The following is a 12693-nucleotide window of genomic DNA, read 5'->3' on the forward strand; positions in this document are numbered from 1 at the left end:
GAAAGACGCCGTTTGAGACCACTCAACCACTGCGCTTTTAATTAATTACCAATAAATCGATGGAATTTATCTGCTTTATTCCCAGCATCTAAATCTCAAACGACAATCAGACGTTTTAACTGACACATCATAACGAACTGTGTATCCATCTGCTTAATGCTCAAAGCCACTCATACGATTTTATCTTTCAAATCGTATGAATTATTCGCCATGTGTATTTCGCAATTTATAATTGAGCCATTTCGCAATTTAAGATTGAGCCACTTTGCAATTTAAAACTGAGCCAATTCGCAATTTAAAATTGAGCCATTGTCATCTTTGAATCATTTTCATATTCATATTTTCTAAAGGCATTACTTAATTTATTAGACGCTCTAGAAAATGTATCAGCATTACGTTTCATAATTTAAGTTACAAAAAAGAAGACCAAGCACTTGGCTTGGTCTTCGCTGCTTAGGATTTATTAAACAAATTAGAATTGGTTGTGGATTACACGTTGTAAGATATCATTGATTTGATCTTGAGTTGCTTTGTTTAAGTATAAAGCATAACCTGATACACGTAATACAGCGTGTGGGTTTTCTTCAGGGTGTTGTAAGATATCAATTAATTTCTCACGGTTTAATACGTTAACGTTTAAGTGGTGTCCACCTTTTTTGAAGTAACCGTCTAACATAGTTGCTAAGTTAGATTTACGGTCAGCATCGTCACGTCCTAATGCTTTTGGATGGATAGCAAATGTATATGAGCTTCCGTCACGAGCATCTTCGAATGGAATTTTAGCAACTGATGATAAAGCAGCTAAAGCTCCTGATTTAACTGAGTTATATTGTGGGTTAGCACCTGGTGCAATTGGTGTCCATGGTTCACGGTAACCAACTACTTCAGGGTTAGAACCTGTAAATACATTACCTAATGCTTTACCATACACGATGTTAGAAGTGATGGTTAAGATTGAAGTTGTAATTTCAGCATTACGGTAAGTTGGTAATTTACGTAAACGTTCCATAAAGTCATGTAAGAATCCAGTTACTAATGAGTCAACACGGTCGTCATTGTTACCGAATGTAGGGAATTGTTCACCTTCAACAACATAATCAACTGGGAATCCATCTTCGTCACGAACAATACGTACTTTAGAGTATTTAACAGCTGATAACATATCCCCAACTAATGCTAAACCAGCAATACCTGTTGCAAAGTAGCGGTGTGGATGTGAATCTAATAACGCCATTTGAGTTGATTCATAAGCATAACGGTCATGTTGACGGTGGATAATGTTTAATGCACGAACATAAACTTTAGTGGTCCAGTCCATAACTTTATCTAATTTTTCCATTAACTCGTCATATTCTAAGTAGTCACCTTTAATTGGTTCTAAACCTTTAATAACAGTTTTACGAGTTTTTTCATCAACCCCACCTGATACAGCATATAATAAGGCTTTAGGTCCAGAGAAACGAGCTCCGAAGTATTGATGTTCTTTACCCATAACTGAAGGGGACACACAACATGCAATAGCAGCATCTGTTGAATGCATTACATTAGCCATTACTTCGTCGTTTTCATATTGGATAGCTGAAGTATCAATTGACACTTTTGCACAATATTCACGGTATGCACGTGGTAATTTTTCGTTATAGAAAATCGTTAAGTTTGGTTCTGGTGATTCACCCATTGTATATAATGTGTGTAATGCACGGAATGATGTTTTGTTAACTAATGAACGGCCATCATTGTTCATACCAGCGATTGATAAGGTTACCCAAGTTGGCATTCCTGAGAATACTTCGTTGAAGTCTGGTGTACGTGCGAAACGAATCATACGTAATTTCATTACGAAGTGGTCAACTAATTCTTGAGCTTCTTGTTCAGTAATCAAGCCAGCTTGTAAGTCACGTTCGATATAAATATCGAAGAATGCGTCCATACGTCCTAAAGAAGTAGCCGCACCGTTAGTTTGTTTTGCACCAGCTAAGAATGCTAAGTAAGTCCATTGAATTGCTTCTTGAGCTGTTTTTGCAGGTTGACGTAAGTCAAATCCATACATGTCACCTAATTGAGCAATTTCTTCTAAAGCACGATATTGTTTAGAAATTTCTTCACGTAATTGCATTTCTTCTTCAGTATACATTTCGCGTTCCATAGCAACCCAGTCACTGTATTTTTCTTTTTTCAAGAAGTCAGTACCGTATAATGCCACACGACGGTAGTCACCGATGATACGTCCACGTCCATAAGCATCTGGAAGACCAGTGATGATTTTGTTTGAACGAGCAGCACGGATGTCAGCATCATAAACGTCGAATACACCTTGGTTATGTGTTTGAATCCATTCTGTAAATTGCATTTCAACTTCTGGATCTAATGAGTAGCCATAAGCTTCTAATGCTTGTTTCGCCATACGAACGCCACCGAATGGGTTTAAGCCTTGTTTTAATGGTTTATCCGTTTGTAAACCAACGATTTTTTCTAAGTCTTTGTCGATGTATGAAGCAGGGTATGCTAATACAGTTGAAACAATTTTTTCTTCCATATCGACTACGCCATGTTCAACTTCATAAGCTAATAAATCTTCGAAAGTCTTGTTTAATTTTTGAGTTGCTTCTGTTGCTTCAGCTAAGAAAGATTCGTCGCCAGTATATTCTGTGTAGTTATCTAAAATAAATTGACCAACGTCAGTATTCTCACGCCAAGCAGTCCCTTTAAAACCTTCCCATGCTTTTGTCATTGTTTCTGTCATTTCTTTTTCCTCCTGTTTTTTGAAAATTGATTCACAATGTTTTTACACTTACATTGTATCGGAAAATAACACAGTCCGTCAAGGCCAAAACCGTCTTTAAACACTGATAATACAATAATTCTGTTTCAAAACGATGGAACAGTTACTATAAAAAGTTTTTATCTGTACCACTTTGATAGGGTTTTACAAATAATTTTCATTTATAAGTTTGTGAAGTTGGTTTTCTTTTTCACAATATATAAACAGTTTTCCTTTATTAATATCATTCTTTTATGAAAATAATTTATACTAAATTTGAGTAATCTTTGATAATTTCATAGCGACGTCGGTCTATCGTCTGGTTTTCACGATTAATACAGCTTGCTTTTATTTTTTTTCGAATAAAAAAAGAAAATAATTGCAATGGCAGAAAGGGTTGACACCGATTAAAAAAAGAAAATGCTCGTCTTTAACATTAAAGATGTGTAATAAAGGACAATTTGTTATAATGGAGAAGAGAAAATCAAGAAGGAGATTATTATGGCCCAACGAAAAATTGTCTTAATAGACGGAAGTAGTTTAGCATTTCGTGCATTCTATTCGATTTTAGATTTGGAACGCTTTAAAAATCGTTCAGGATTGCATACTAATGCTTTATATAGTTTTAATCGCATGTTAGATAATGTGTTACAACAATTTGAACCCACCCATGTATTAGTAGCGTTTGATAAAAGTGAGCGGACATTCCGTACTGAAAAATATGCAGAATACAAAGGTGGACGTCAAAAGACACCGAGTGAATTTAAAGAGCAAATGCCTTATTTTAGAGTTTTACTGGATGCTTATGGCATTAAACACTATGATGTCTTAGGTTATGAAGCAGATGATATTATTGGAACTTTATCCAATCAAGCAGATAAGGACGATCAAGTCGTGGTGATTTCAGGAGATAAAGACTTAATCCAATTAGCTAATGAGAATACGACAGTTTATGTTACACGCCGTGGGGTGAGTGATCTAGAACCGTATACCCCTGCCGTAATTCGTGAAAAGTATGATATTACCCCTGAACAAATTATCGATATGAAGGGCTTGATGGGCGATTCATCCGATAATTATCCCGGTATCACCCGTATTGGTGAAAAGACGGCACTAAAATTATTACATCAATTTGGAACAGTTGAAGCGATGTATGAACGTTTAGATGAGTTAAAACCTTCTAAAATGAAAGAAAACATTATTAACGATGAAGCAAATGCCCGCATGAGTAAAGACTTGGCGCGTATTTTATTAGAAGCACCGATTGACATTTCAGTGGACGATATTACGATGAATGAGAAAAATATCGACGCTTTAACAGAGTTTTATCGTCAAATGGAATTTAATAGCTTCCTATCAGCTTTAGGCAGTGAAGAAGTAATTAGCGATGCGTCAGAAGTGATGGAATCCGATTATGAAGTGATTTACTTAGAAGTGATTAAAGAAGAGCATTTACCTGATCAAACAGCGATTCACTTTGAAACGATTGAAGAAAACTATCATTTTGCAGATGTGGTCAAAGTCACTTGGTCAGATTTAGTATCCCATCAAGTCTTTGTCACGGAAGCAAAAACAGCTTTTGATTCAGCCTTGTTTAAAGAATGGTTAGCCAAGGAGTTAACTGAAAAAGTTTCCTATGATACCAAAAAAGATATGGTGATTGCAGCTCGTTTCGGTGCCTCTTTACAACATGTGACCTTTGATGTCTCGATTGCGACTTATTTAGCGGAACAAAGCCAAGACCAACATATTGAAGCCATTCAAAGCTTTTTAGGCTTACCGGTAACGGTGCAACTTGATGAAAGTATTTATGGCAAAGGTGCTAAATTAGCCGTCCCAGAAGACGCTGAAATTGTCAACCAACATGTTGCCAATAAAGTCGAAGCGTATGAACAAGTCAAAGACCCGCTTTTAGCAAAATTAGAAGCTGTAGCGGCTACCGAACTTTTCTTGACCATGGAAATGCCATTGGCTGTTGTCTTAGCGAAGATGGAAATTGAAGGAGTTAAAGTCGATGCGTCGGCCTTAGACGAGATGAATACTTTATTATTAGAACGCCTTGCGGATATGGAAAAAGAAATCCATGAGCTAGCGGGGCATGAATTTAACATTAATTCGCCAAAACAATTAGGAGAAATCTTATTTGATAAACTAGGCTTACCCGTGATTAAAAAGACTAAGACCGGATACAGTACAGCAGCGGATGTGTTAGAAAAATTAAAATACCAGCACCCGATTGTTGAGAAGATTTTGGATTATCGCCAAATTGCGAAATTGCAAGGGACTTATTTAGCGGGCTTACCACGTTTTATTAAAGAAGACGGTAAAATTCATACGCGTTTTATGCAAACACTGACCCAAACCGGACGTTTAAGTAGTACCGATCCTAACTTACAAAACATTCCGATACGCTTAGAAGAAGGGCGTAAAATCCGCAAAGCATTTGTACCAAGTCATGAAGGATGGCAATTATTGGGAGCGGACTATTCACAAATTGAGTTACGTGTGTTAGCTCATATTTCAGAAGATGAGCACATGCGTCAAGCCTTTATCGATGATGAGGACATCCACTCAGCGACCGCCCGCCGTGTCTTTGGTTTACCAGAAGACGAACCGATTACCAGCAATCATCGTCGCCAAGCGAAAGCTGTCAACTTTGGAATTGTCTATGGTATTAGTGATTATGGTTTATCACAAAACTTAAACATCACGCGTAAAGAAGCGAAAACATTTATCGACACCTACTTTGACAAATATCCAGGGGTAGCCGAGTATATGAAAGAGATTGTCAAACAAGCCAAGGAAGATGGGTATGTAACGACCTTGTTTAATCGTCGTCGTTATTTACCGGATATACATTCTTCCAACTTTAATATCCGTTCATTTGCTGAAAGAACCGCGATGAACTCACCGATTCAAGGTTCGGCTGCTGATATTATAAAAATCGCAATGATTCGCCTAGATGAGGCCATCACGAAAGAAAATTTACAAGCCAAATTATTATTACAAGTGCACGATGAGTTAATTTTAGAAGCGCCACCAGAAGAAATGGCACGACTAGCGGAGTTAGTTCCAGAAGTAATGGAAAGGGCTGTTGAATTAGCAGTGCCATTAAAAGTGGAAGCTAACCAAGGTGAAAACTGGTATGAATTAAAATAAAAGAGATGAAGGGCAAGACTGAACATTGGTCTTGTCTTTCGTGGTTTATAGAAGAAAATAAGTCTTCAAGTATCATTACAATTTATACAATGAAACAGTCTTATTGTGTTTAAAATAGTTGCATCAATAGCGAAGTATATCTGGAAAAATTAAGTGGTGCTGGCAGTCGTTAAGAAGTAGAAAAACGGATGATAGTTGCTTCGTTTGTTAATGATGGCCAGTGGAGACGACTCATCGATGTCACTGAAAAAGCAAAAAAACCAAGTGGTGTTTTTTAAGTTTTTGTCAGCTCAGTCTAAAAAACTGACCTACTACGTTTTGAAATCATGAAACGTAGCAGGCTCAAGTAAACTAAAATAGCCAAGAATGGGAGTGGGCATAAACTTGATAAGTTTAGTTAAGATTATTGTTCGTTAATTAAAAGCGCAGTGGTTGAGTGGCATCAAACTGCGTCTTAATGACTTGCTTGAGCCCCACTCCCTTTAATCATCGAAAATAGACACTCATTTGTGCTGGTAGGAACTTAGTATGAGTGGGATTTTCTATCACGCGAAGTAAGTGAGGATTTTTCGCAATGTGTGCGAAACGTCATTTGTGCGAAGGTAAGGATTGAATGTTAACAAATATTAAAATCAAATAGACCGTAACATCAAGGAAATGCAGGTGAAACATTGATAACAGTAATAACCTTTGATAAAATCAAATTATTATATGAGGGTACCGCTTAGCATAAATAAAGACTTTAATGAGCGGTTTTACTAAAGGAGTTTTAAGATGCCAGAATTACCAGAAGTCGAGAGTGTCCGTCAAGGATTAATCCGCTTGGTGCAAGGGAAAGTCATTCAGGACATTGTGATTGATTGGGAGCGAATTATCGTCACCGAACAACCTTTATCAGACTGGATCGAACATTTAAAAGGTCAACAAATCAATACGGTTGAAAGAAGAGCTAAATTTTTAATTTTCCGCTTTGATGATTGGGCGCTGATTTCCCATTTGCGTATGGAAGGGAAATACCATTTTTACCCCGCTGATGAAGTGCCAGCTACTAAAGATAATCATACTCATGTTCGTTTTCTTTTTACTGATGGTAGCCAACTACATTATCACGATGTAAGAAAATTTGGACGCATGGAATTAGTCGCACCTGAATCCGTAAATAATTATTTCTTAGCACGTAAATTAGGACCAGAACCGAATGCGGAACAATTCCATTTGTCGACTTTTAAAACACAATTAAGTCAATTGAAAAAGTCAATCAAACCATTACTTTTAGATCAAAGAGTCGTGGCGGGGTTGGGTAATATTTATGCCGATGAAGTGCTCTTTGAAGCAAAAATTCATCCCACTAGACTAGCCAACAGCTTAACAGATCAAGAAGTGGCACAATTATATGATGCGATTTTAAACATTATGGCGGCAGCCATCAAAGCCGGTGGTTCAAGCGTGAGAACGTACTTAAACTCATTAGGAGAAGCTGGTACCTATCAAGAACAATTAAAAGTCTATGGACGACCTGAAGAACCGTGTCCACGCTGTGGTCAATTAATCAGTAAAATCCAATTTGCCGGCCGCGGGACACATTTTTGTAGCCATTGTCAGCCAGTAGCATACGTTGAAGAGGCTTAGAATATATTCTGAGTCTTAACGAGAATATTCAATTAAAGGAGGGGTATTGAAGTGAGAAAAATTGGGATTACTGGTGGTATTGCGACTGGAAAATCAACCGTTTCAGATTACCTTCGACAAAAAGGCTACACGGTCGTTGATGCTGACGAAGCGGCACGAGCAGTAGTCGCACCAATGAGCCTAGGGATTGAAAAAGTGATTGACGCTTTCGGCCACCAAATGGTCAAAAGTGACGGTCAATTAGACCGGGAATTATTAGGCAGTGTTATTTTTAAGGATGAAGCAAAACGCGATCAACTCAATCATTTGTTACATCCTTTGATTATGGATTGGATGGACCAACAAATCGCCAAAGCAGAAGCGGAGATTGTCTTTGTTGATGTGCCATTGTTGTATGAAGTAGGTTATGACCAAAAAGTCGATCAAGTTTGGTTAGTTTATGTCAATCGTATGACCCAATTGCAACGCCTAATGGAGCGCAATCACTTAACAGAGCAAGAAGCCAACCAACGGATTGACAGCCAATGGTCCTTAGAAGCTAAAAAAGAAAAAGCCGATGTCGTCATTAATAATGAAGGTGACTTAGACGCTTTATACCGTCAAATAGATCAGTTATTAGAAGAATTATAATCAGGTAATGGGTGGTCCAATCATAATAGTAACGTTATGGCGAAACAGCGACCTTTATACTGCAATTATCACACCGTCTCAACTGAGGATAGTTAAGACTATTGTAATAGCTCCGCCACTAAGGTTTATTAAGACTACTGGCTTAATATCGCAATTGAGGTTTGTTATTACTATTACCACAATGTTGCACTTAAGGTTTAAGAGGATTACTATCATACCGTCGCAACATAGATTAAATACAACTAGCACAACATCGAAACTACAGGTTATAGGTATCAATAAGCTAAAATACGAACTCAATTTTATGAGTTTAGTTATACGAAAATTACAGGATTAACAGCACAAAATTCAAACAAAGTGCAGTGCTTGTCATGACAAAAAGGAGAAAAAAGATGGACTTTTTATTTTTAATATTTGTTTTCGTGGTGTTATTCATCTTGTCAAGAAGAGATGAGCGCAGAAATAAACGCTATTATCAACAGATGAATCACTATCAAACATATAATCAATATGGACAACCGGTGAACCCCTATCAACAAGCACCGTACCCACCTTATGGTAAAGTGATTGGTAAATGGACTTATTTCTTAGTAGTTTTCTTTTTAGGTGGCTTGGGTGTTCATAAATTTATCGCTGGCAAACGGGTTCAAGGATTATTATATTTAGCCTTTTCATGGACTTTTGTGCCTAGCTTATTTGCTTTTTTCCATTTGATTGGAGTGTTATTTAGACAACCAGACCAGTTTGGCAATATTTATATTTAATATTTGTTGCGTTAGATGACGAACAGAAGGCAATATGATATTTTGACTGAATATTTATTTTTAATATTGGTAGTGTTAGATGACCTCTATCTATTGAATCTAAGCGTCTAAGAATCAATTTTTTAACTCATAAAACTTTCACTACCGCATCATACTATCATGAAACTAACTGAGTTTTTCAGAGTGTCAAAGCCGGTATAGATATGCTACAATAAGAATAACTAACAGTGTTTAGAAAGGAGGAGCGCTTTTTATGCTATGTCCAAAATGTCAAAGTTCACAAACAAAAGTAATTGATTCACGCTCGGTCGATGATGATACTTCGATTCGCCGTCGTCGTGAGTGTTTAAATTGTGGGTACCGTTTTAATACTTATGAACGAGTGGAACGTACGCCTTTACTTGTGGTTAAACGAGATGGCACTCGTGAAGAGTTTAGTCGTGAAAAATTATTAAGAGGGATTATTCGTTCCGCAGAAAAACGTCCGATAACGAGAGAACAAATGGAACGTTTGGCCTCCGATGTTGAAAATGATATTCGCAATTATATTGACACGGAGATTCCAAGCGAACAAATCGGTGAATATGTGATGCCTCGTCTTTTAGAATTAGATGAAGTCAGTTACATCCGATTTGCGAGTGTTTACCGTCAATTTCAATCACGCGAAATGTTTATGAAAGAATTGGAAAGCATGATGAAATCACGAAGTGAAGTGCAAGAGAGCGATGAGTGAATTAAAAAGTCCAATCCAACCCTTTATCGTGAGACATAAAGGAGCCCTGTCGGCCATCCAAATGCAAAGCCTAGTGCAATTGTATCAACCGATTATCGGGATGGATGCCGTCAATTTTTATTTATTATTATTCCAACAGCCGGTCAATGAACAAAAGATTTCAACGCAAAAAGTTCATTCGAGTTTATTTCCTTATATCGCGGGTTCGTTAGGGAAAATAGATGATGCGCGCCTCCATTTAGAAGCAGTCGGCTTAATTGAGACCTTTAAACAAACGGGTGAAGGGATTTTATATCCTACGTTGCTCTATGATATGCAATATCCATTGTTGATTAAGGACTTTTTAGACAATCCTTTATTAAGTAACGCCTTGATCAATCAATTAGGCGATGTGGAATTTTTTGAAGTAGTGCGCCAATGGGAAATTGCCCCTATCGAAATGGCTGAATATGAAGAAGTGACCGTCTCCTTTGAAACAATCATGACGCCAACTCATAACGACTACCAAGCACAAGCTTATGAAGCTAAAAATGGTTATAATCTGCAACACCATGAACAAAAACCACCCTCACTCTCTGTGGTAGATGATTTTGACTATATGCAAGTAATGCGCCAATTAATTAGGGCAGGCATTGATCACCAAGTCTTAGGGCCGAGAGTTAAGCAAGAAACATTGGCGATTCACAAAGTCTACGGTTTTGATGAAGAACAGATTAGTCAGTTATTATTAGAAAGCTATGATGGTGAATTACCGGCTATTCAATATCAAGAGTTAAAATTAGCTGCTCAACGGATGAGCGAAAAGAATAAACATCAAACAACCAATGTTCCACCCGCTTCGTCACAGCCAACAAAAGAGATTGTTAAAAAAACGACCATCCAAACATTAAAAGAGCAATATCCTCATTTTCCAGAAGCAGATTTAGAAGTCATGGCTCTGTGTGAAGAAGTATCACCCGAAGTATTGTTAACGCAAATTAAACAATCAAAAAATGGCTTTGTCTCTAGTAATGAACTCCAGTATGTTCATAATATTGCGATGCGCTCGCAACTACCAAAAAGTGTACAAACTTTCTTAGTCTATTATTTATTAATGATTGAGAATCGTGCTGATTTTCAAAAAGGTGAAAGTGAACGGATTGCTAACTTATGGCAACAAGAACAGTTAACCACAGTGGCGAAAGTAATGACCTTTGTTCATCAAAAAGCCAAAGAGCGCATGATGAAGCAAAAACAATACGAAAACCGCCAAAATCACCATAAATCATATCCAAGCTATCAACGTCAAAAGAAAACGGAGCGTCAGCCTTATTGGGCACAGCAGAATCAACAAAGTCAAGAAAACCAATCAGATACACAGCCGACCGATACTCCAGCGGTTGAACAACCATCGGAAGTTGATTTGCGTAGTCAATTAGGTCAAATATTTGAGAGAGGACGGGATGAAAAATGAAAACCATTCAAGAAATATTAAAAAACTTCTTAAACGAACCGCATTTTAATGAAACATATAAAAAAACAGTGAGCCATATTTTAAATCATCCAGCGGTACAAGAGTTTGTTCATTTACACGAAGAGTCCGTGTCTCAAGAAATGATTCGAAATTCGCTTTCCAAACTGAATGAGTTTGTATTAGAATATGATGCTTATCAAGCAGGTAAACCGGGGAAAAATCCCGGTTATACCCCCATCTTATTTATCAATCAAAATTATATTGATATCGCTTATCAACCAACACCTGAATTTTTACGAATGCAAGAAGAACGTAAAATGCGCTCATATATTGATAACCGTATGATGAGTCGGGATGTGCGTGATGCGAAGATTAATGATGTAAACTTGGATTCTGCTTCGAGAAAACAGTTAATGTCTGAAGTGGTTTCGTTTGTGAGACAATATAAAGAAAATCCCTATCAAGCCCAAGGCTTATATATTGCTGGACCTTTCGGGATTGGGAAGACATTTATTTTAGGGGCATTAGGTAATGAGTTAGCCCGTCTAGGCATTAAAGTAATGATGTTACATTATCCAACCTTTGCGACCGAGATTAAAGAAGCAATTACCTCCAATCAGGTGCAATCGATTATTGATGATGTCAAGAAACCCCAAATCTTAATGTTAGATGATATTGGGGCAGAAAGTAATTCAGCTTGGTTACGCGATGATGTGTTAAGTGTCATCTTAGAATACCGTATGAAAGAGAAATTACCGACCTTCTTTACGTCCAATTTCTCAATGGATGAATTAGTCTATCATTTACAAGAAACCCGTGATGCAACGGAGAGTATTAAGGCAGCTCGAATTATGGAGCGGGTGAAATTTTTATCACACGAAGTAAGATTAGATGGCGAGAATTTACGTCAAAAAGAAAGAGGGCATTAAGTCGATGAAATTTGATCCACAAGACCAACAAGATTTTTTAAGAATTATTAAAAGTCTATTGTTCACCAGTATATTCGTCCAAATAGTCATTTTAGGCGTCTATGTCTTTGGTGAAAAACAATTAACCTTAGCATTTCCTATGTTATTAGGTATTTTCGTTACCATCGTGGCACTGGTTTATAGCTTTGGCTTAAGGGACTAAATTAATATAAAATGTATAGCGTGGGCTAGAAGGAAACCAAATGGTGTTGGTAACTTTCTAGCCCACGCTACTTTATGAATGATGATAAATGGACAAGATTTGCGAGGGCAAAAGTACAAATTGTTAGTTTAACGCTATTTGGCGACGATAATTATTATATGTTTTTGTAAATATCGCCTCGATTATTGATATCGATAATGTGAATATTACCGTTAGTATGAGTGTGGGTGAAAATGACCCGGTAATCGCCAATACGTAGTCTAAAACCATTATAGCCTTTTAGTTTTTTTACATCGCCTAAAGGTAATAAACTGATGGCAGTTAAAATTCTATTAGCATGATTCTTGGGAAGTCTTTTAATGAATTTTATTTAAAGTCGCCCCTTGAGAAAACCGTGTAATTCACTACATGGATGAATCAAGTTCTAGGGCGA

Annotated in this window: 9 protein-coding genes; 8 read left to right on the forward strand and 1 reads right to left on the reverse strand. The window is 37.2% G+C overall.

From position 1 onward, the window contains the following. Window positions 1-472 precede the first annotated feature (472 nt). Entirely contained in the window at window positions 473-2743 is a 2271-nt protein-coding gene (pflB, locus tag GSA01S_RS06535) for a formate C-acetyltransferase (RefSeq protein ID WP_066125983.1), read from the reverse strand. 519 nt (window positions 2744-3262) lie between these two features. On the opposite strand from pflB, the gene polA reads away from it, so the two are divergent. The 8 genes from polA (at window position 3263) to GSA01S_RS06575 (ending at window position 12260) form a co-directional block, all read left to right on the forward strand. After that, a complete protein-coding gene (gene polA / locus GSA01S_RS06540) occupies window positions 3263-5920 on the forward strand; it encodes a DNA polymerase I (protein ID WP_066125984.1) in 2658 nt (885 codons plus the stop codon). 774 nt (window positions 5921-6694) lie between these two features. Next, window positions 6695-7549 carry a DNA-formamidopyrimidine glycosylase gene (gene mutM, locus GSA01S_RS06545; RefSeq protein ID WP_066125986.1) on the forward strand — a complete coding sequence of 285 codons (855 nt, stop codon included), beginning with the start codon at window positions 6695-6697 and terminating at the stop codon, window positions 7547-7549. A gap of 51 nt (window positions 7550-7600) precedes the next feature. Further along, entirely contained in the window at window positions 7601-8179 is a 579-nt protein-coding gene (gene coaE, locus GSA01S_RS06550; protein ID WP_066125988.1) for a dephospho-CoA kinase, read from the forward strand. A 392-nt stretch (window positions 8180-8571) separates the two neighbouring features. Continuing rightward, window positions 8572-8943 (forward strand): TM2 domain-containing protein, encoded by a 372-nt coding sequence (locus tag GSA01S_RS06555; RefSeq protein WP_083513236.1) that lies wholly within the window; start codon window positions 8572-8574, stop codon window positions 8941-8943. Window positions 8944-9196: 253 nt separating this feature from the next. Continuing rightward, window positions 9197-9676, forward strand: a complete 480-nt coding sequence (gene nrdR, locus GSA01S_RS06560) for a transcriptional regulator NrdR (RefSeq protein ID WP_066125990.1) — start codon at window positions 9197-9199, stop codon at window positions 9674-9676. Continuing rightward, window positions 9669-11129 (forward strand): DnaD domain protein, encoded by a 1461-nt coding sequence (locus GSA01S_RS06565; RefSeq protein WP_066125994.1) that lies wholly within the window; start codon window positions 9669-9671, stop codon window positions 11127-11129. Before nrdR ends, GSA01S_RS06565 begins: the two co-directional genes overlap by 8 nt. Next, entirely contained in the window at window positions 11126-12058 is a 933-nt protein-coding gene (gene dnaI, locus GSA01S_RS06570; protein ID WP_066125996.1) for a primosomal protein DnaI, read from the forward strand. Before GSA01S_RS06565 ends, dnaI begins: the two co-directional genes overlap by 4 nt. Window positions 12059-12062: 4 nt before the next feature. Then, entirely contained in the window at window positions 12063-12260 is a 198-nt protein-coding gene (locus GSA01S_RS06575) for a hypothetical protein (RefSeq protein WP_066125998.1), read from the forward strand. Window positions 12261-12693: the final 433 nt, after the last annotated feature.

Source organism: Globicatella sanguinis NBRC 15551, assembly GCF_001552295.1.
Taxonomy (GTDB): Bacteria; Bacillota; Bacilli; order Lactobacillales; family Aerococcaceae; genus Globicatella; species Globicatella sanguinis.

Coding starts and splice junctions, on each gene's coding strand:
- pflB (WP_066125983.1), bottom strand. CDS start 2,743: ATGACAGAAACAATGACAAAAGCATGGGAAGGTTTTAAAGGGACTGCT.
- polA (WP_066125984.1), top strand. CDS start 3,263: ATGGCCCAACGAAAAATTGTCTTAATAGACGGAAGTAGTTTAGCATTT.
- mutM (WP_066125986.1), top strand. CDS start 6,695: ATGCCAGAATTACCAGAAGTCGAGAGTGTCCGTCAAGGATTAATCCGC.
- GSA01S_RS06555 (WP_083513236.1), top strand. CDS start 8,572: ATGGACTTTTTATTTTTAATATTTGTTTTCGTGGTGTTATTCATCTTG.
- nrdR (WP_066125990.1), top strand. CDS start 9,197: ATGCTATGTCCAAAATGTCAAAGTTCACAAACAAAAGTAATTGATTCA.
- GSA01S_RS06565 (WP_066125994.1), top strand. CDS start 9,669: ATGAGTGAATTAAAAAGTCCAATCCAACCCTTTATCGTGAGACATAAA.
- dnaI (WP_066125996.1), top strand. CDS start 11,126: ATGAAAACCATTCAAGAAATATTAAAAAACTTCTTAAACGAACCGCAT.
- GSA01S_RS06575 (WP_066125998.1), top strand. CDS start 12,063: ATGAAATTTGATCCACAAGACCAACAAGATTTTTTAAGAATTATTAAA.